At 70.2% G+C, this 18,582-nt stretch carries 18 protein-coding genes; 8 read left to right on the top strand and 10 right to left on the bottom strand.

What is annotated here, in order from left to right; all coding sequences use genetic code 11:
- The first annotated feature begins 52 nt into the window (after positions 1 to 52).
- Positions 53 to 2,947 (top strand): PAS domain-containing protein, encoded by a 2,895-nt coding sequence (locus EZ313_RS13540; protein ID WP_135263818.1) that lies wholly within the window; start codon positions 53 to 55, stop codon positions 2,945 to 2,947.
- Between the two features lie 33 nt (positions 2,948 to 2,980).
- On the opposite strand, the gene EZ313_RS13535 is transcribed toward EZ313_RS13540, so the two are convergent.
- Positions 2,981 to 3,886, bottom strand: a complete 906-nt coding sequence (locus EZ313_RS13535) for a restriction endonuclease (RefSeq protein WP_205960393.1) — start codon at positions 3,884 to 3,886, stop codon at positions 2,981 to 2,983.
- Between the two features lie 7 nt (positions 3,887 to 3,893).
- On the bottom strand, positions 3,894 to 4,292 hold the full coding sequence (locus EZ313_RS13530) for a response regulator (protein ID WP_135263817.1): 399 nt from the start codon (positions 4,290 to 4,292) through the stop codon (positions 3,894 to 3,896).
- A gap of 275 nt (positions 4,293 to 4,567) precedes the next feature.
- Here EZ313_RS13530 and EZ313_RS13525 point away from each other — a divergent pair, with 275 nt between their 5' ends.
- Positions 4,568 to 4,936 carry a hypothetical protein gene (locus EZ313_RS13525; protein ID WP_135263816.1) on the top strand — a complete coding sequence of 123 codons (369 nt, stop codon included), beginning with the start codon at positions 4,568 to 4,570 and terminating at the stop codon, positions 4,934 to 4,936.
- Between the two features lie 12 nt (positions 4,937 to 4,948).
- On the opposite strand, the gene EZ313_RS13520 is transcribed toward EZ313_RS13525, so the two are convergent.
- Positions 4,949 to 5,317 carry a DsrE family protein gene (locus EZ313_RS13520; RefSeq protein ID WP_135263815.1) on the bottom strand — a complete coding sequence of 123 codons (369 nt, stop codon included), beginning with the start codon at positions 5,315 to 5,317 and terminating at the stop codon, positions 4,949 to 4,951.
- Between the two features lie 174 nt (positions 5,318 to 5,491).
- Between EZ313_RS13520 and EZ313_RS13515 the strand changes: the two genes are divergently transcribed.
- From EZ313_RS13515 to EZ313_RS13505, 3 genes are all read left to right on the top strand, one after another.
- The gene (locus EZ313_RS13515) at positions 5,492 to 5,911 is read left to right on the top strand and encodes a VOC family protein (protein WP_135263814.1); all 420 of its coding nucleotides are present in this window, start codon (positions 5,492 to 5,494) and stop codon (positions 5,909 to 5,911) included.
- 105 nt (positions 5,912 to 6,016) lie between these two features.
- Positions 6,017 to 8,275, top strand: coding sequence for a hybrid sensor histidine kinase/response regulator (locus EZ313_RS13510; protein ID WP_135263813.1), 2,259 nt, complete (start codon positions 6,017 to 6,019; stop codon positions 8,273 to 8,275).
- Positions 8,276 to 8,434: 159 nt separating this feature from the next.
- Entirely contained in the window at positions 8,435 to 9,598 is a 1,164-nt protein-coding gene (locus EZ313_RS13505; protein WP_135263812.1) for a hypothetical protein, read from the top strand.
- A 16-nt stretch (positions 9,599 to 9,614) separates the two neighbouring features.
- Here the strand turns inward: EZ313_RS13505 and EZ313_RS13500 are convergent, their stop codons facing one another.
- Complete coding sequence (locus tag EZ313_RS13500) at positions 9,615 to 10,235, bottom strand: DUF1294 domain-containing protein (protein ID WP_240788647.1); 621 nt, start codon at positions 10,233 to 10,235, stop codon at positions 9,615 to 9,617.
- A 134-nt stretch (positions 10,236 to 10,369) separates the two neighbouring features.
- Here EZ313_RS13500 and EZ313_RS13495 point away from each other — a divergent pair, with 134 nt between their 5' ends.
- Complete coding sequence (locus EZ313_RS13495) at positions 10,370 to 11,212, top strand: restriction endonuclease (RefSeq protein WP_135263811.1); 843 nt, start codon at positions 10,370 to 10,372, stop codon at positions 11,210 to 11,212.
- A 134-nt stretch (positions 11,213 to 11,346) separates the two neighbouring features.
- Here EZ313_RS13495 and EZ313_RS13490 read toward each other — a convergent pair whose 3' ends face one another.
- From EZ313_RS13490 to EZ313_RS13465, 6 genes are read right to left on the bottom strand one after another with little or no spacing between them, the layout of a single operon-like run.
- Entirely contained in the window at positions 11,347 to 12,342 is a 996-nt protein-coding gene (locus tag EZ313_RS13490) for a tripartite tricarboxylate transporter substrate binding protein (protein WP_135263810.1), read from the bottom strand.
- A 60-nt stretch (positions 12,343 to 12,402) separates the two neighbouring features.
- Positions 12,403 to 13,443, bottom strand: coding sequence for a hydroxyacid dehydrogenase (locus tag EZ313_RS13485; RefSeq protein ID WP_135263809.1), 1,041 nt, complete (start codon positions 13,441 to 13,443; stop codon positions 12,403 to 12,405).
- Between the two features lie 2 nt (positions 13,444 to 13,445).
- On the bottom strand, positions 13,446 to 14,123 hold the full coding sequence (locus EZ313_RS13480; protein WP_135263808.1) for an RraA family protein: 678 nt from the start codon (positions 14,121 to 14,123) through the stop codon (positions 13,446 to 13,448).
- Between the two features lie 28 nt (positions 14,124 to 14,151).
- Positions 14,152 to 15,402, bottom strand: a complete 1,251-nt coding sequence (locus EZ313_RS13475) for an alpha-hydroxy acid oxidase (protein WP_135263807.1) — start codon at positions 15,400 to 15,402, stop codon at positions 14,152 to 14,154.
- Positions 15,403 to 15,416: 14 nt separating this feature from the next.
- Positions 15,417 to 16,343, bottom strand: a complete 927-nt coding sequence (locus EZ313_RS13470; protein WP_135263806.1) for an NAD(P)-dependent oxidoreductase — start codon at positions 16,341 to 16,343, stop codon at positions 15,417 to 15,419.
- A complete protein-coding gene (locus EZ313_RS13465; RefSeq protein ID WP_135263805.1) occupies positions 16,340 to 17,308 on the bottom strand; it encodes a Bug family tripartite tricarboxylate transporter substrate binding protein in 969 nt (322 codons plus the stop codon). The genes EZ313_RS13470 and EZ313_RS13465 overlap by 4 nt, the downstream gene beginning before the upstream one ends.
- Before the next feature lie 86 nt (positions 17,309 to 17,394).
- Here EZ313_RS13465 and EZ313_RS13460 point away from each other — a divergent pair, with 86 nt between their 5' ends.
- Together EZ313_RS13460 and EZ313_RS13455 are read left to right on the top strand one after the other, a co-directional pair.
- On the top strand, positions 17,395 to 18,294 hold the full coding sequence (locus EZ313_RS13460; protein ID WP_135263804.1) for a LysR family transcriptional regulator: 900 nt from the start codon (positions 17,395 to 17,397) through the stop codon (positions 18,292 to 18,294).
- 100 nt (positions 18,295 to 18,394) lie between these two features.
- Positions 18,395 to 18,580 (top strand): hypothetical protein, encoded by a 186-nt coding sequence (locus tag EZ313_RS13455; RefSeq protein ID WP_135263803.1) that lies wholly within the window; start codon positions 18,395 to 18,397, stop codon positions 18,578 to 18,580.
- The last annotated feature ends 2 nt before the right edge of the window (positions 18,581 to 18,582 follow it).

Raw genomic sequence — 18,582 nt, 5'->3', positions numbered from 1 at the left:
CAGGGCCTTCCGCGCTCAAGCATGATCCCGGCCCAACAATGACAAGTCAGGGATGAGGAATACGCCGCCCACGAACTCGGATTTCGGGCCCACGGTGCTGTCGCTGTCGGTGCCCGGCGCGGCTCCGCCACGGCGCCGCGTGCTTGGATGGCTGGCGCTGTTTGCAGCGGTTTCCGGGGTGCTGCTCGCCACCGCGCTGTGGCTGCTGCGCGGCGAGGCGGTGCGCTGGGGCGAGCAGATCACGACGGCGTTGGCGCGCGTCATCACCGAGCAGACCGTCCGCAGCATCCAGGCGGTCGACCAGCGCCTGCAATCCGCCGAACACCGGTTGCACGATGCCGCCGAGGAAGGCCGGCTCGAGGGCAGTGGCGGCGACACCCTGCTGCGCACCGAACTCAAGGACCTGCCGTATGTGCGCGCGCTCTGGGTGACCGATGCCGAAGGCAGCGTGATCCACCACAGCGAAGGCGCATCGGGCAAGCCCACCGGACGCGATCGCGAATACTTTCTCGCTCCCAGGGCGGCCAGCGGGCTGCCCACCGCCTACGTCAGTGCGACGATTCGCAGCCGCGCCACCGGCCGCCTGCAGATGACGGTTTCGCGCGCGCTGCGCGACGAAGCGGGCCGCTTCCAGGGCGTCATCGTCGCGGCCATCGAGCCGACCTACTTCCAGTCGGTGTGGAGCGGGCTGGACGTCGGCAGCGGCGGCGTCGTGAGCCTGCTGCACCGAAATGGCCAGCTGCTGATGCGCAGTCCGCCGGACGAATCCATGCTCGGCCGCGACTTCTCGCACGCGCCGCTGTTCACCGAGTGGCTGCCGGCCGCGCCCGAAGGGCTGTTCCATCGCCCCAGCCCCATCGACGACACTGATCGCCTGGTGGCCTACCGGACGGCGCCGGCGTATCCGCAGCTGGTCGTGATGGTGGGATCCTCCTACGCCAACCTGCTGGCGCCCTGGCGGCGTTTCGCCGTGCTCACGGGCGGCATCTGGCTGCTGTCGGTGCTCGCGGCCACGGCGCTGGCGCTGCAGCTGCAGCGGCAAGCCGCGCGCCGCCATCACCTGGAACAGCGCTTCGGCGAGCTGGCGCAGGCCATGCCGCAGATCGTGTTCATCACCAACTCCGACGGCGTGGTGGAGTTCGTCAACCAGTGCTGGTCCGACGTGACGGGGCGCGAAACGGAGGAAGCGTGCGGCGTGCGCTGGCCTCAGCTCGTCCACCCGGAAGACGCTGTTCGCGCCGAAGCGGAGATGGCATTCGGCCTCGCGTCCGGCGAGCCCGTGCAGGCGGAAGTGCGGCTGCGTTACGGCGACGGCACCGACCACTGGCAGCTGGTTCGCGCGCGCCCCAACCGCAACTCGGCCGGCGAGATCGTGTCCTGGTACGGCACCTCCACCGACATCCACGAACTCAAGATGGCGCAGGAGCAGCTGCAGGGCCAGGCCGACATGATGCGGCTGGCCGGGCAGCTCGCGCGCCTGGGCAGCTGGGAGCTGGACCCGGGCAGCGGCCGGATCTTCCTCTCGGACATCGCAGCCGCGATGCTCGACCTGCCGCCCGGCGCCTCGCTGACGCTCAGCGAGGTCAATGGCTTCATCCACCCCGCCGGCCGCGCCAATGCGCAACGTGCGTTCCAGCGTTGCATGGAGGAGGGCGAGCCCTTCGACATGGAAGGCCGCGTCCGCACGGCGACCGGCCGTGAAGCCTGGATCCGCTCCATCGGCCAGCCGGTGCGTGATGCCACCGGCCGCGTCGTGCGGCTGCAGGGCGCGCAGCAGGACGTCACCCAGCGCGTGCGCATGCTGGCGGAGATCCGCGAGCTCAACGCCACGCTGGAGGAGCGCATCACGCAGCGCACGCGCGAGCTGCAGCGGCAGGAGGCGCTGTTCCGCACATTGGCCGAACAGGCTCCGCTGCCGATCTGGACCGTCGACCCGCGCGGCCGCGCCATGTTCTTCAGTCCGGCCTGGTACGAGCTGGTGGGCGGCGAGCCCCCGCGATGGACAGGCTGGGAATGGCGGGAAGTGCTGCACCCGGACGACCTGCCGGTGGTCAGCGCCAACTGGGCCCGCTGCCGCGACGACGGCAGCGTGTTCCAGGGCACGCGGCGCATCCGCGCGCGCGATGGCACGTTCCACACGACGTCGTACCGCGCGACGCCGGTGCGCGGCGAGGACGGGCGTATCGCGTTCTGGGTGGGCATCGACGCCGACATCACCGACCTGATGGCCAACGAGGCCGCGCTGCGGCTGGCCAACGAGCAACTGCGCTCCTTCTCCTACTCGGTCTCGCACGACCTGCAGTCGCCGCTGCAGCGCATCGGCTCGTTCGCCCAGTTGCTGGAGCGCGAGCTCGGGCCGCTGCCCTCGGGCTCGAAGGCCGAGCACTTCCTGCAGCGCATCCAGGCGAACGCCGAAGAGATGGTGCAACTGGTGCAGGGCCTGCTGTCGCTGGCGGAGGTGTCGCAGGCGGAGGTCGTGCGCGGCCGGGTCGACCTGAGCGCCATCGCCACCGAGATCCTCGAGGGCCTGCAAGCCGGATCGCCCGGGCGCCAGCTTCGCTGGAGGGTCGAGCCCGGACTGGTGGTGCTGGGCGACGTGCGCCTGATGCGCTCGGTGATGGAGAACCTGCTGGGCAACGCCTGGAAGTTCACCGCCTGCCGGGAGCGACCGGAGATCGTCGTCGGCGGCTCGGTGGCGCGCGGCGAGTTCTACGTGCGGGACAACGGCGCCGGCTTCGAGATGGAGCACGCCGACAAGCTGTTCGGCACCTTCCAGCGCCTGCACCGGCAGGACGAGTTCCCCGGCACGGGCATCGGCCTGGCGACGGTGGCGCGCGCGATCCAGCGCCAGGGCGGGGCGGTGCGCGGCGAGGGCGAGCCGGGCCGGGGCGCCACGTTCCGGTTCACGATGCCGGTGCCCGCGGCGGCGGCTTCCGTTCCCGCATAAGCGCGGCGCGGGCAGCCGCGATGAGCGCCGCCGTCAGGCCTGCGGCACCACCGGCAGCGTGAAGCGGCAGCGCGGCAGGTCGGCGCAGCCCCAGAAGCCCGCGCCGCCCGTGCGCGGGCTGACCTCGACCATCTTCAACCCGCAGCTGCCGCAGGTGGGCCGCCAGTACTCGCCTTCGTAGGCGTGCGCCAGCAGGGATTGCTGCTGCTCGGACGAGCGCTGCGCGATCAGCTGCAGCAGCCCCTCGCCATCCAGCGTGTCGATGCCGCGCTCGCGGGCGAACCGCAGGGCATCGGCGGTGAAGGTCGACGTGGTGATGTAGGTGCCGCGCGCCAGGTTGTGCGAGGCCATCAGCGACACGAACTCGCGCAACTGCTGCACGCCCACCGGCCGCACGCGCCAGTGCTTGCACTGCACCACACCGATCGGCCCTTGCGCGCTGCGCGAATGCAGCCAGATGTCGACGCCGCCCTCGGGACCATGCGACTGCGGTCGGACGTCGAACCCGGCCTGCGTGAAGAGCCTGGAGCACAGCGATTCGAAGCGCCGCCACTCGATGTCCTGGAACACCTGCGCGCCCCAGGCCCGCGGCGGCTGCCGCTCGCCCCGGTGCGGCGGCGCCTCCTCGAACTCGGCCGGCGGCGTCATGGTGCCGATGAAGTCGGTCGAATCGGCCGGGAAGAACGTGGGCTCCGCGGCCCGGCGCGCGAGGCTCGCACGCGGCTTGAGCGCGAAACCCACGGCCCCGAGCACCAGGCCGGCCAGCAGCACCACCGGGGCGGGCGCCGACACGCCCTTGATGACGGCCTGCAGCATCTCGCTGGAAGAGTCGCCCAGCATCGAGCGGATCAGAAGCAGCAGGATGCCCAGGCCGAACAGCGTGACGGCCGTGCCCAGCAGGGTGTCGGAGAAGTGCCGGCCGCGAGACTTCCTGGCCATGCGGGGATCAGCGGCGGGAGTCGTCGGCGGTGCACGCCAGGGCCAGGGAAAGCTGGCGCACCAGTTCGCCGAAGTCGATCGGCTTGATCCAGACCTCATCCACCGGCACCGCGGCAGCGCAGGCGCGGTCCTGCGGCGTGAACCAGGTGCCGGTGAGCACGATGCGCGTGCGGTCGAACCGGGGATTGGCTCGCAGCACGCGGGCCACGTCCAGCCCGCAACCGCCGAGCAGGTGGGTGTCGACCAGGATGGCGCGCGGCGTGCGGTCGCGCAGCCAGACCAGCGCTTCATGGCTCGTGGCGGCGGTGCACACGGTGTAGCCGCAGAACTCCAGCGCCATGGCCAGCGTCTCGCGGCAATCCGCGTGGCCGTCGACGACCAGCAGCGTTTCGTTGAGGTGAGCCATGCGGCACAGTCTCGCGCAGGCGGCGGCCGCTGGCAACGGTTCGGTGATCGAGGAATCTCCTGAAGCAAGATAGTGCAGGTCTGCGGGTAAGACCCGATGCGCTCCGCGGCACGACGCGGGGAACCACCTGAAGAGTTGCCTCGGTGCGACGTACGGCAGAGCCTCGTTACATTCCTCACCAATTTCTTTCGCCTTCCACGATGCGTTGCACTTGCCGGACCTTTGGAGCTGGCGCTGTTGGCAGGATCAAGCTCAGCCGTTTTCCGGGAGTTGCCATGCCGAACCTTCGCCTCACCCTCTTGTCCGCTGCGTTCCTGCTCCCCGCCGGGTCCGTGCTGGCCCAGGAAGGCTGGCAGCAGCCGGTCTACAAGTGCAACGACCACACCTACTCGCACGCGCCCTGCGCGGCGGCGCCGATGGGCTCGCGCCGCGTGTCCAAGACGTACGAAGCGCCCGTGCCGCAGGACCGGGCGAAGGCGATGAACCGCGCGCAGCTGCCGCCCGAGGCGCGCCGGAAATGCGCCGAGCTGGAAAGCTCCATCCGCCGCGAAGAGGCGCGGCTGAAGTCCAAGCCCGCTCCGACCCAGGAGGAGCTCGGCGACGTCGCGATCCAGCGCGTGAAGTACCGGGAGATGCGCTGCTGATCCGCGCCGGACTCAGAAGCTCAGGCTCGCCGCGCCGGCCTTGAACTTCTCGTGGATCACGCTGGCGCCGGCGATCTGCACGCCCTCGATGAAGTCCTCCTGCACGTAGCCGCGCGCCTTCACGCACGGCGGGCAGGCGACCAGCGTGCCGCCGCGCGAGACGAAGTCCTGCACCAGCTGCCGCAGAGGATCCATCGGCTGCACGTGCGTCGTGTCCACCGCCTTCTTGCGCACCAGGTCCACGGCCGAGCTCGTCAGGAACGCCGTCACCTTCAGCCCGGCGGTGATGCCGCCGCACGCGATCGTGAAAGCGACCGACGACAGTTCGTGGTCGGTGCCTCGTGTCATCAGCACGACGAGTTCACGGGTGTCCTGGTTCATGGGGAGACTCCTTGAAGGAAGTGGGGCGCGGATCATCCGGCCGGCCCCCCGAAGCCGCAAGCGGCCGCCACCGGGCCGCATGTCGATTTCCGGGGTCCTCGTTCGTCGTTCATGCGCAGAGGAGCCGAGGCGCGAGCCCGGCTGCTCTTCCATCCCAACGCACAGGAGAACGCCATGCCCACCCTCGACAGCTATCTCTTCTTCGACGGCGACTGCGCCGAAGCGATGCGCTTCTATGAACGCACGCTCGGCGGGAAGATGGAAATGATGATGAGCTACGCGCAGTCGCCCGAGCCGGGATCCTGCCCGCCGGGCGACCCCAACCGGGTGATGCACGCCTGCGTGGTGCTGCCCGATGGCCGCATGCTGATGGCGTCGGACTCGCCCGAAGGCATGCACAAGCCGATGTCGGGTTTCGCGCTGGCCCTCAACTACCCGACAGCCGCCGAAGCGCGCCGGGTGTTCGACACGCTCGCCAACGGCGGCACGGTGACGATGCCCATGGGCAAGACCTTCTGGGCCGAAGCCTTCGGCATGCTCACCGACCGCTTCGGCACGCCCTGGATGGTCGGCGGCGGGCAGCAGGGCGTCTGAGCCCGTCGTCCCAACGCGACGGCGGCGCCGTCCTACGACGGCGCCGCGCAGCTTCGGTAGATTGGCCGGGTCGCCGCGCGCCTTGCGCGCGGCGCACGCGCCGCCATGCCCCCTTCCCGCCCCCGTACCCTCAACCAGACCCTCTGGCGGCTGCTCGCCGCCGTGCTCGCGCCCCTGCTGGTGGGCACGCTGGTGCTGCTGATCCTGCAGACCGTGCAGGAGAACCGCCTCGCGCAGACGCGCCTCTCGGCCCTGGCCCAGACGCTGGCGCAGGCGACCGACGCGGAGTTCGACCGCGCCCGCGCGCAGCTCGAAGTGCTGGCCGCCTCGCCGCTGCTCGATGAGGGCGACTGGCAGCACATGCGCGAATTCGCGTCCGAAGTCACGACCAACATCCCCGGCAGCCTGATCGTGCTGGTCGGGCCCGACGGCCAGGTGCTGTTCAACACCGCCGTCGAGCGTGGCCAGCCGCTGCCCAACCTGTGGACGCTGGGCGCGCAGAGCAAGGAGGCGCTGTGGGAAGGGCGGCCGCTGCCGCTGAGTTCGGGCAACCTCTCGCGGCAGGCGTTCGAAACCGGCCGCGCGGTGTACAGCGATCTCTACTACGGCGTGCAGATCCAGCGGCCCGCGCTGTCGGTGTCCATCCCCGTGCGCCGCAGCGGCGTGTCGCACTATTCGTTGATCTTCTCGTTCCCGCCGGCGTTGCTGCAGGAGCGCCTGCAGGCTGCCGTGCGCGCGCCGGACATCCGCGCGGTGCTGGTCGACCGCCGCGGCGCGGTGGTCGCGGCCAACGAGGCTGCGGCGGCGCGGACCGCCGACCTGTCCTCGCCCATCAAGATGGAGCCCGGCGCCACCAGCGGCTTCTACCGCACGACGGCGCGCGACGGCGTCCGGCTCACCGGGGCCTACGCGGTGTCGCCGGTGGGCTTCACGGTCCGCGTCGCGCAGCCGCATGCCGGCGACCTGTTCCCCACGCGGTGGACGTCGCTCGCGCTGGTGGTGCTGCTGCTGACGGCGGTGGTGGTCAGCGCGCTGCTGGCCGGCGTGCTCAGCCGCAAGCTGGCGCGACCCCTGCGCGAACTCGGGGACGACGTGCTGGCCGGCCGCTCGCCCCCGCCTGGACGCGACACCGGCATCGCCGAGATCGACCTGCTCGCGCAGGCGCTGCGCGACGGCGTCCTGGCCGAACACCGGCGCGCCGAGGAGCAGACCCGCCGCCGCGTCGCCGAGCACCAGGAGTCGATGCTGCGCCAGGCCGACCGGCAGAAGGACGAATTCCTCGCCACGCTGGCGCACGAGCTGCGCAATCCGCTGGCGCCGATCCGCAATGCGGCCGAACTGATCCGCCTGCGCGGACCGGCAGACCCCGTGGTCGAGCGCGCCCGCGCCGCGATCGAGCGGCAGACCCTGCACATGTCGCACCTGGTCGACGACCTGCTGGACGTCTCGCGCATCACGCTGGGCCGCATCCAGCTGCGCCACGAGCCGGTGAACCTGGGCGAAGTGGCGGCGACCGCCGTCGACTCGATCACGCCCGCGGCCACGCGCGCCGGCCTTTCGGTCGAGCGCGACATCGACAGCCCCGCGCCCTTCGTGCGGGGAGACGTCACGCGCCTGACGCAGTGCGTGGTGAACCTGTTGAACAACGCCGTGAAGTTCACTGCCGGCGGCGGCCGCATCTCGGTGCACGTGCGCCGTCACGGCGAGCGGGCGATCGTCGAAGTGCAGGACAACGGCGTGGGCATCGCGCCGGAAAACCTGGAGCGCATCTTCGACCTGTTCGTGCAGGAGCGGCACAGCGGCCACGGCGGCAACACCGGCCTGGGCATCGGCCTGGCGCTGGTCAAGCGGCTGGTGGAACTGCATGGCGGCACCATCCGCGCGCACAGCCATGGCCTGGGGCAGGGCAGCTGCTTTCGCATCGAGCTGGCGGCGATCGAGGCACCGGTCGATTCGATCGAGCCGCAGGCCGCGCCCGGCCGCGCGCAGGAGAACGGCGCGCGCGTTCTGGTCGTCGACGACAACCGCGATGCCGCCGAAACGCTGGGCGAACTGCTCGGCATGAGCGGCTACCGCGTCTCGCTCGCGCACGACGGCGAATCGGCCGTGCGCGCCGCGCTGGACCAGGCGCCCGACGTCGCGTTGCTCGACATCGGCCTGCCCGACATCGACGGCTACGAAGCCTGCAGGAGGATCCGCGCGCAGGCGGACCAGGATCGCCAGCCCTTGCTGGTGGCCGTCACGGGGTGGGGCCAGCAAAGCGACCAGCAGGCCGCGAAGGCGGCGGGGTTCGACGCGCACCTGACCAAGCCGGTCGCGCCCGAGGAGTTGATGGCGCTGCTGGAGGATCGTCTCGCGCGGTAAGCCGAGCACTTTCGCCTTACCTGTCCTTCCTTATTGCGCGCCCGCAACAGGCCGCGGGACCTCGCCGTGCTCTATGCCACGGTTGCCGCGGAGCAGGCCGCAAGGCTTTGTCACAGACGAGCAGGCCGCAACGGCAGGCCTAGCATGGGACGGACTGCCATGCCGCGATCGATCTGGTCCCCTTGCCGTCCGCTGTGCGCCGCCCTGGCCGCGGTGCTTTCGGGCATGGCACAGGCCGAAACGCCGCCCCCGCCCGAATCGGCGAGCGGCTCGCTCGAGACGCCCGACGTGCAACTGCGCTACGAGCTGGTGCCGCCGCGCGAAGGACAGCAGGGCCGGCTGTTGCTGCAAGGCGAAGTCGAAGCCGGACCGACCCGCCTGCGCACGCAGGTGCGCATCGCCCCAGGGACGCTGGACCAACCCGTCGGCGGCGTCGATGCGAGTTGGGACATGCCTGCGCCCGGCCCGCTGGGCCGCATGGTCGTGGGCGACGGCTACACCGGCGGCGCCGGCTGGAGTCCGCCCGCGCGCATCACCGGCCTGCGTTTCGGCCGCGCCGTGACCTTGCGTGAGCCGCTGCGTGCGGACCCGGTGCCCGTCGCCGCGCCCGCGTTCCTGGGCCTGCACCCGAGCGTCGGCTGGGAAGAGCGCTGGCGCGCCGAAGCGCGGCGTCTCATGCCTACGGGCGGCGGCCCCTCCGCACCGACTCCTGGCGACCCGCAGCCCTTGCGAGCGGGCGCCACCGACTACGAAGTGCAGATCGGGCGCTTGCGCGAAGGCTGGGACACGACCGACCGGCGCTATGGACAGGGGTTCGGCGCCGCCGCCTACCGTGCAGGGCTGTTCGAGGGCCTCACGGCGGAAGCGCGCGCCGAGTGGACGTCGACGCAAAGCGCGCAGGGATTCGAACTCCTGCAGCAGCTTGGCGGCGGCACCGCGCTGCAGGCGTTGACCGCGCAATCGACCGCGCCCGAAGGCAGCGGCCAGCGCTGGGGCATCGGCCTCGTCAGCCCCGGCGAGCGGCTGCGCTGGCGCCTGTCCTATGCGGCGGCCGACCGCGAATTCCGCTCGCCCACCGGCGGCGCGGAGGCGCGCGAAGGCGTGCGGCTGGACACGCGCGTGCAACTCACGCGCCGTGCCAGCGCCGAAGCCAGCCTGGCCCGCCGCATGGCGTGGGACGCCGTCGCGCCGGAGTCCACTCTGGCGCTCGGCAGCGAGCTGGACCTCACGCGGCAGGTGCGCATGCGCATGGACCTTTCGCGGCGCGTCGGGGTCGATCCTGCCTGGCGGGCGGGGGTGTCGATGTCGTTGCCGCTGGAGTGAGCGAACGGCGCAGCGTTCAGCGCACCCATTGCAGCCACGCGCCGAGCGCGGCGCAGTGCGCGACGACGGTGAACCCGTAGACCTGCAGGAACGACGTCTTGCGGGACTTGTGCCGAAGCACCTGCTGCGCCAGCCACGCGCCGCCCCAGCCGCCTGCCAGGCTCCAGAGGTGCAGCAATTTTTCTGACGTGCGCCATCGGCCCTTTTCGGCTGCGTGCTTGTCCTGCCAGTAAGCGAAGAATGCGAGCAGGTTGATGAGAGGCGAAGCCGCGAAGATCCACCACGCGAGCTTCTGGTGCCAGACACCCCAGCCCAGCACGGCTGCATACGCGGCCATCAGAGGCAGCACCAGCCATGCGCCGCTGGATGGACCCGCGGAGGAGGACCGAGGGTTGGCTCGATGCGCTTTGGCGGACGGTGCAGGCTTTGTCGCAGCTTGCACGGAAGCGCCGGCCGGCTGCACGGCCACGGCGCGCGGTCCTTTCCCGCCGACCTGGATCTGTTCGAAAGCGACGTCGAGCCCGATGCGGGGTGCATGGCCCGACGCCGTCCGGAAGTCGCGGACGTGGAAGAAAATGTCCTGGCCTCCCTGGGTGCCCCGGATGAAGCCGAAGCCTCGTGCGTCGTCCCAGCGCACGACCGTTCCTTGTGATCGCATGCACGGGATTGTGCTGCCACGTGTGTGGCGCAGATCCATCGGCCAGAGGCTCGCCCTTCCGGCCAGGTCCTCGCGCCGCTACCATGCCCGCGCGTTCACTCGGGAGGAGAAAAATGGGCAGGAGAAGACGCAGCCAAAGCGTTGCGGACGATTTCGTGGAAGTGGTGGCGTTGTTGCCTTGGTGGGGCGGTGTCGTGTTGGCGCTGGTCTTCTACCTTTTGCTGCACCGAATGGCGATGTCTCCCAGTGCCGTCGCTTCACCCGGACAGGTCGGCCAGCTGGTGACGCAAACCTTGCTGGCGACTTTTGCCTCAGTCGGCCAGTACTTCGTCCCGTTTCTCTGCCTCGTGGCGGCGTTGATTTCCTTCATCGGCCGCCGCAGGCGCGAAGACCTGGTGATCGGAGTGGCCGCGCAGTCGGTCGAAGCGCTCAACGGCATCAGCTGGAAAGAGTTCGAGTTGCTGGTTGGTGAAGCATTCCGCCTGCAGGGCTATTCCGTGCTGGAGACCGGAGCTGCAGGGCCGGATGGAGGTGTCGATCTCGTTCTACGGAAAGGAACGGAGACGTCGCTGGTGCAGTGCAAGCAATGGAAGGCCACGCAGGTCGGCGTGCAGGTAGTGCGGGAGTTGTTCGGCGTCATGGCGGCGCGCGGGGCCACGGCGGGTTTCGTTGTCACGTCCGGTCGATTCAGTTCCGACGCGCGCGCGTTCGCCGAAGGGAGAAACATCAGGCTCGTCGACGGCCCGAAGCTGTTCGGCTTGATTGAGCAGGCGCGGCGGTCGCTTGCCGAAGCCCGTCCTGCAGCTGTCGGTGCGCCCCGCGAGATGTCGGGCGGTGCGCCTCAGTGTCCGAAGTGCAATGCTGCGATGGTGCGTCGCACCGCGCGAACTGGACCGCACGCCGGTTCGCAGTTCTGGGGCTGCTCCACGTTTCCCAAGTGTCGGGCAACCCGGTGATCGACACTTCCTTGCATCAATGGATGAAGACGGCGCGGACGCTCAGGCCCGGTGTGAAGAAGGCCGAGGCCGATCTCCACATCCGAACCTTCGACGGGCTGCCCGCGATCCTGGACCGCGGCGCCTAAAAAGCCTTACTTGTCGCCCCAGGGCAACTCTTTCCACAGCTGCCGGAAGCCGACCTCGGCCTCGCGCAGTTCCGTCTCGTAGCGCGCCGGCGGCAGGTAGCGCAGGGGCGCGAAGTAACCGGCCGCCTGGGCCTGGAACTGCGGGTCGTTGGAGGCTCGCTCGATCGCGCGCACCAGCTGCTCGCGGATCGGCGCGGGCAGGCCCTTGGGCGCCGCGATACCGCGCAGCGAAGCGAGCACGATGTCGAAGCCCTGCTCCTTGAAGGTGGGCAGGTTGGGCGCGAGGTTCGTGCGCGAAGTGCTCATCTGGCCCAGGTTGCGCAGGGGCGTTCCGCCCTTGGCGTACTGCAGCGCCTCGCCGACGTTCATCGCGGCGACGGTGATCTCCTTGCTGGCGATCGAGCGATGCACCTCGGCCGCGCCCTTGAAGGGCACGTGCGTCAGCTTCACGCCGGCGGCACGCTCGAACATCAGCATGGCCAGGTGATCGTCAGAGCCGATGCCGGTGGTGCCCACCGTCACCGAGCCGGGGTTGGCCTTCGCCTGCGCGACCAGGTCGGCGAGTGATTTCACCGGGCTGTCCGCGTGCACCGAGAAGTTGCCCGGATCGTCGATCACGTTGCCCAGCAGGTCGAAGCCCTGCCAGCTGAAGTTGGACTTGCGTTCGATCGGGATGGTCAGCACGTTGGGCGTGTTGATGAAGCCGATCGTGTAGCCGTCGGGCGCGGCAGACGCCAGCTGCTGGAAGCCGATGGCGCCGCCCGCGCCCGCGCGGTTGTGCACCACGATCTTCGCGTTGTTGCCCAGGTACTTCTCGATGTAGGGCGCGATCACGCGGGCGATGATGTCCGTGCCGCCTCCGGCGCCGTAGGCCACGATCATGTTGATCGGCTGCTCGGGGTACGCGGCCCGGGCGAGGCTCGGCGCCAGCGCGGAGAAGAGGGCGGTCGCCGACACCAGGACGGCGGGAAGCGTGCGCTTGAGGAAGGATTTGCGGTTCATGTGTCTGCCTCTCGGGGGATGGACTGATGGGCCCGGGCGGGCCGGCTCGGAAACGGCGGTCTACGACGACCGCTCTTGGAATGCTTCTGCGCGGCGCGCGGCGAACCGCGGCCACACATCGGGGTTGACCAGGCGCGGCGGACGCTCGCCTCGAAGCACACCGGCGATCTGCTCCGCGGAGATCAGCGCCAGGTTGCGACGGGCCTCGTGGGTCACGCCGGCCGTGTGGTACGTCGCGAACACGTTGGGCATCCGCAGCAGCGGGTGGTCCAGCGGCGGGGGTTCCTGGTCCCACACGTCGATGCCTGCGCCGTCAAGATGCCCGGAGCGCAGCGCCTCGACCAGCGCGGCCTCGTCATGGATGCCGCCGCGCGCGGTGGTGACGAAGATCGCGCCGCGCTTCATGCGGGCAAAGGCCGCGGCGTCGATCATGCGCAGCGTCGAAGCGTCGCGCGGGCAATGCAGGGACACGAAGTCGGCCTCCGCCAGCAGCTGGGCCAGCGGCACGCGTTTCGCACCGCGGCGAGCGACCTCGTCGTCGGCCACGAACGGATCGGTCGCGATCACCTCCATGCCGAAGGCCCGGGCCAGGGCCGCCACGCGCGAGCCGATGTGGCCGATGCCGACCAGCCCCAGCGTCTTGCCGCGGATTTCGCGGCCCATGACTTCCTCGCGGGGAAAGCCGCGTTCGACCCGCATGCGGCGATCGCATTCGGCCATCCGCCGCGAGACGCCCAGCATCAGTGCCAGCGTGTGCTCGGCCACCGATGCCGCGTTGCCGCCGGCCTGGTTGACGACCGCCACGCCCGCTTCGGTGCAGGCGGCGACGTCGATGGTGTCGTAGCCTGCCCCGGTGGACGAGACGCACAGCAGCCGCGGGCAGCGCGCCAGCAGTTCACGTGACGCCCACCACTCGCGCGGCAGTTCGTCCTTGGCCGCGGAGACCTGGTACACATGGGCCGGCTCGAGCGCTCGCCAGGCTGCCGCGGGATCACCGCGGACTGGGAAGACGGCGACCGAGACACCGGGCTCCGCCGAGAGCCGCTGGTCGAACACGGCATCGAGCCAGAGGTCGGTGCGTGCGACGCGCTTGGCGGTCATGGTCAGCGGGGGTTCGGGTCGCAGCCGATGCGCTTCAAGGCGGCATCGATCCACGAGGTGTCGAGCTTGCCGGCCGCGATGTCCTGCAATGTCCTGGCCTCGGCCTCGCCCTTCTTGATGGCGGCGGCCATGATGCCTTCGGCCTCGTCGATCGGGACGCACAGCAGGCCGTCGGCATCGCCGATCACCAGGTCGCCCGGATGGATGACCATGCCGTCGATGGCGACCGGCACGTTGATCTCGCCGGGACCATCCTTGTACGGGCCGCGGTGGGTCACGCCCGCCGCGTACACAGGGAAGCTGCCCGCGCCGATCATGTCCACGTCGCGGATCGCTCCGTTCATGACGAAGCCGCCGAGCTTGCGGCTCATCGCGTACGTCACCATCAGCTCGCCGATGAGCGCGTTGGTCAGGTCGCCGCCGGCGTCCACCACGATCACGTCGCCGGGCTCGGCGAGCTCCAGCGCCTTGTGGATCATCAGGTTGTCGCCGGGCCGGCATTTCACCGTGAGCGCGGGGCCGCCGAGGCGGCCGGATCTGTGCATGGGGCGCAGGCGCGAGCCGCCCGCGGTCATGCGCGACATGCAGTCGCTGACGTTCGCCACCGGCAGCGTGGCGAAGGCTTGCACGTAGCGCTCGGCGATGCGCCGCTGGCGCTTGAGGATCTGGAGACCGACCATGGGGGACCTTTGTTGAAATCGGCGCCGCTCACGCCTCGGGCGTGGTGCGGACGAGGAAACTTTCGTCGAGCTGCTCCAGCGACGTGATGCCCAGGAGCGCCATGTTGCGCGACACCTCCTGCCGGAGCAACTCGACGGCCTTGAGCACGCCGGCCTCGCCGGCCACGGCGGCCGCGAAGCTGAACGGACGGCCGACGAACACGAACTTCGCGCCCAGCGCCATCGCCTTGAGCACGTCGCTGCCGCGGCGCAGACCGCTGTCGAGCATCACCGGCACGTCGGGACAGGCCTCGACGATGCGGGGCAGCACGCGCAGCGGAGCCACGGCTCCGTCGAGCTGCCGCCCACCGTGGTTGGACACGATGATCCCGTCCGCACCCGCCTGGGCCGCGGACGCGGCGTCCACCGGGCTGAGCACGCCCTTGATCACCAGCGCGCCGGGCCAGAGCTTGCGGATCATGGCGAAGTGCCGCCAGTCCAGGTGGCCGCGGTCGGAGAAGTCGCGCTCCACGTTCGGCGACAGGATCGGCGCGCCGCGCGTGGCGTAGTTGTTCTCGAAGTGCGGCATCCCGTGCAGCGCCAGCGTGCGCAGGAAGGTGCCGATCAGCCAGCGCGGGTGCGAGAGGCCCTGCCACGCGAGGCGCAGCGAAGGCCGCATCGGAATCGAGAAGCCCGCGCGGACGTTGTTCTCGCGATTGGCGCCGACGGCGGTGTCGACCGTCACCACCAGGGTGCGGTACCCCGCCGCCTGCACGCGCTCTAGCAGCGCGCGGATGGCGCCGTCCTCGCCCGGCAGGTACGCCTGGAACCAGGCGTCGGGATTCACCCGGACGACGTCCTCCAGCCGGATCAGCGAGGAGCCGCTCATGACGAACGGGACGTTCTCGCGCGCGGCCGCCTGCGCCAGCACCAGGTCGCCGCGGTAGGCGGACAGCGCGGCCAGGCCCATCGGCGCGACGCCGAACGGCGCGTCGTACCGCTTGCCCATGAGCGTCGTTGCGGTCGTGCGCTGGCTGATGTCCACCAGCACCCGCGTGATGAATGCGTAATGCTGGAAGACCTCGCGGTTCTCGCGGAAGGACTGGTTGGTCTCGGCCGCGCCGGCGACGTACGCGAACACCGGCTCGGGCAGGTGGCGCCGCGCGGCGGCCTCGAAGTCGTCCAGCGACAGGATGCCGCGATGGCGCGCCGGCAGCGCGGGCCGCGCGGTGTTCTCGCGTGGCTGCGGCGGCGATTCGGGCGCGCGGTCCGCGATGGCCGTGTGGCTCCGGGCTTGCATGGTCGAACCCGCGGTCAGGTCGATTCCTGCGAATCGGGCACCGGCAGCCCGCTGCGCTGCTGCACGACGAGGGCCAGTGCCGACCAGTCCCAGTCGGCCCGGCCGCCTTCGCACAGCTCGTCCAGCAGGCGCTCGGCCAGTTCGGTCGCGGGCAGCGCCGCGCCCGCGGCGCGAGCGCCATCCAGGGCGAGGCGCAGGTCCTTGCGCATCAGCCGCGCACGGAAGCCCGGCGTGTACGAGCCGTCGATGATGCGCGGGCCGTGCTTCTCCAGCGAGAAGCTGCGCGCCGAACCGCCCATCAGCACCTCGCGCATCTGCGCGAGGTCGACGCCTTCCTTGCGTGCCAGCGCCATCGCATCGGCCACGCCCATCAGCGCGCCGGCCACGGCCACCTGGTTGCAGGCCTTGACGGCCTGCCCCGCGCCGAGCTCGCCCACGTGCGTGAGCGTCTTGCAGAAGGCACCCATCACCTCGCGGCAGGCTTCCACCGCTTCCGCGGGGCCGCCGATCATGCAGCCCAGCGTGCCGGACTCGGCGCCCTGCTGGCCGCCGCTGACGGGCGCATCCAGAAACGCCACGTCGCGTTTGGCCAGGCGAGCGCCGATGTCACGCGCCGAGCTCGCGGCGATCGTGCTGGTGTCGACGACGCAGGCGCCCGGCTTCAGCGCCGCGGCCAGGCCGTTGGCGCCGAACAGCACTTCTTCGACGGCCGCGGCATCGGGCAGGCTGAGGAAGACCAGGTCGCAATCGCCGAGCGCGGCGGGGTCGGCGGCCACCTTCGCGCCCGCCTGTTCGAAGGCCTGCGCGACCTGAATCCGGCGCGCATGCACCTGGAGCCGATAGCCCTTGCGCAGCAGGCAACGCGCCATGCCGCTGCCCATCACGCCCAGGCCGACGAAGCCGATGCGGCTGCCCGCACCAATAGGACCGCGCAACTTCATTTCGCGACCGCCTTGCCGATCGTGTCGTAGGCCTCCACGATCTCCTTCTGCCAGGTGGCGCCGTCGGCGTACGACTCCGTCAGGCCGGACTTGGCGACCCAGTCCTTCCACTCCTGCGTCTGCGTGGCCTTGCGGAAGTTGTCGTGCAGGTAGCGCACCACCGGCGCCGGCATGCCGGCCGGGCCCATCAGGCCCTTCATGTTGTCCAGCGCGACGGGAACGCCCAGCTCGGTCATGGTGGGCACGTTGGGCAGGGCGGGGAGTCGGCTGCGCGAGAACAGGGCCAGCGGGCGCACCCGGCCGGCGTCGATCATCGCCTTCATCTCTTCGTAGGCGCCGAAAGCGCAATCGACCTGGCCGCCCAGCAGCGCGTTCATGGAATCGGCCGCGCCCTTGTACGGCACGTGCAGCAGCTTGACGTTGCCCTGCTTCTCCCACACCAGCCCGGTGGCATGGAAGATGCCCCCTTCGCCGGTGGACCCGTACGACACCTTTTCGGCGCCTTGCCTGGCCTCGGCGAGCAGCGCCTTCATGTCGGCAAATCGCGAGTCGGCCTTCACCGCCAGGATGCTGGGCGCGCGGGAGATCTTGATGACCGGCGTGAACGACTTGCGCGGGTCGTAGTTGAGCTTGTTGAAGTGCGCCACCGATGTGGTCTCGCTGCCGCCGCCCACGAACAGCGTGTAGCCGTCGGGCTTTGCATCGGCCGTGGCCTGCGCGGCGATCGCGCCGGCCGCACCCGTGCGGTTGACGACGACCACCGGCACGGGGAACACGTTCTTCGCGGCGAACGACAGCTGGCGGGCGATCTGGTCGGCCGAGCCGCCGGGCGCGAAGCCCACGAGGATCGTGATGGGCTGCGTGGGGGTCCACTCCTGCTGCTGCGCCCAGGTGGGCAGTGCGAGCGACGAGAGGCCGAGCACGCCGAGCTGGCGGCGGTTCAGTTTCAGGGAAAGCTGGTTCATGGATGTCTCCTCGCGTCGATTGTCTCGGCCGGGTCCATCAAGGAAAAGTGATAAAAAGCGAAGCAGCTTCTTCACTTTTCCGAACCATGACGCTCAAGCAGCTGGAGGCTTTCTACTGGGCCGCCAGCGCCGCCAGCTTCGGGGTGGCCGCCGAGCGGCTGCACGTCTCGCAGTCGACGCTGTCCAAGCGCATCGCCGAGCTCGAAGCCCAGCTGCGCAAGGACCTGTTCGACCGCAGCGGGCACCGCGCCATGCTCACCGAAGCGGGCGAGCAGCTGCTTCCGCTGGCGCGCCGCATGCTGGGGCTGGCCGACGAGATGCGAACGCTGGTCGCCGAAGGCGGTGGCGTGCGAGGCCACTGCCGCTTCGGCGTGGGGGAGCTGGCCGCGCTCACCTGGCTGCCCGACTTCGTCGCGTTCGTGCGCGCGACCTACCCGGACCTGGTGCTCGAGCCGCAAGTCGACCTGGGCGCTGCGCTGGAGCAGCGTCTCGAAAGCGGCGAACTCGATTTCGCCGTGGTGGCGGGCTACTCCTCGCGCAGCGCCATCGCCAGCGAAGCCATCGCCGAAGTGCGGTTCTCCTGGGCCGCATCGCCGGCGCTGGTCGGCGCCCAGCGCGTCATCACCGCCAAGCTGTTGCAGGACACGGCGCTGATCACGATGCCCGCCGCTGCCGGACCGACGCGCATGCTGGAGCACTGGCTCGCGGTCAACAACCTCGAAGCCGGCCGGCGGCTGACCTGCAACAACCTGGCCGCCATCGCCGGCCTGATCGCCGCGGGTGTGGGCATCGGACTCTTCCCCAACGGCTGGCTGAAGCAGATGGCCGAGCGCGGCTCGGTGGTGGAACTCCGGAGCCGTCCCGCGCTGCCGGCGCTGGAGTACACCATCCAATGGCGGCGCGACGACAGCCGGCCGCTGCTGCAGAAGATCCGTGAGGCGGTGCGCGAGACGGTGGACTTCAGCAAGCCCAGCCCGTTGTGGTGAGCAGCGTCCGCTGTCGGACACACCGCACAGCCGTTGACGGAGCGCTGCACGCTCGCTGCGGAGCCCTGCGGCGCATCATCGAATGGCAAGGAAACTGCCCATGGAACGATGGATCCCGATCTTCCTGCTGCTCACGGCCCTGGCCGGCTGCGGCTGGTTCGAACGCAAGGTGACGGCGAACGTCACCGGTCACGCCATTGCCTGCATCGACGGCGTGCGCTACCTGCAATTCCCCAGCGGGGTGACGGTGCAGTACGACCGCGAAGGCCGCGTGAGAACCTGCTGACC

This window comes from Ramlibacter henchirensis (assembly GCF_004682015.1).
GTDB classification, from domain to species: Bacteria; Pseudomonadota; Gammaproteobacteria; order Burkholderiales; family Burkholderiaceae_C; genus Ramlibacter; species Ramlibacter henchirensis.
The sequence above is the reverse complement of the archived record's forward strand: the minus strand, read 5'-3'. Positions and strand labels throughout refer to the sequence as shown.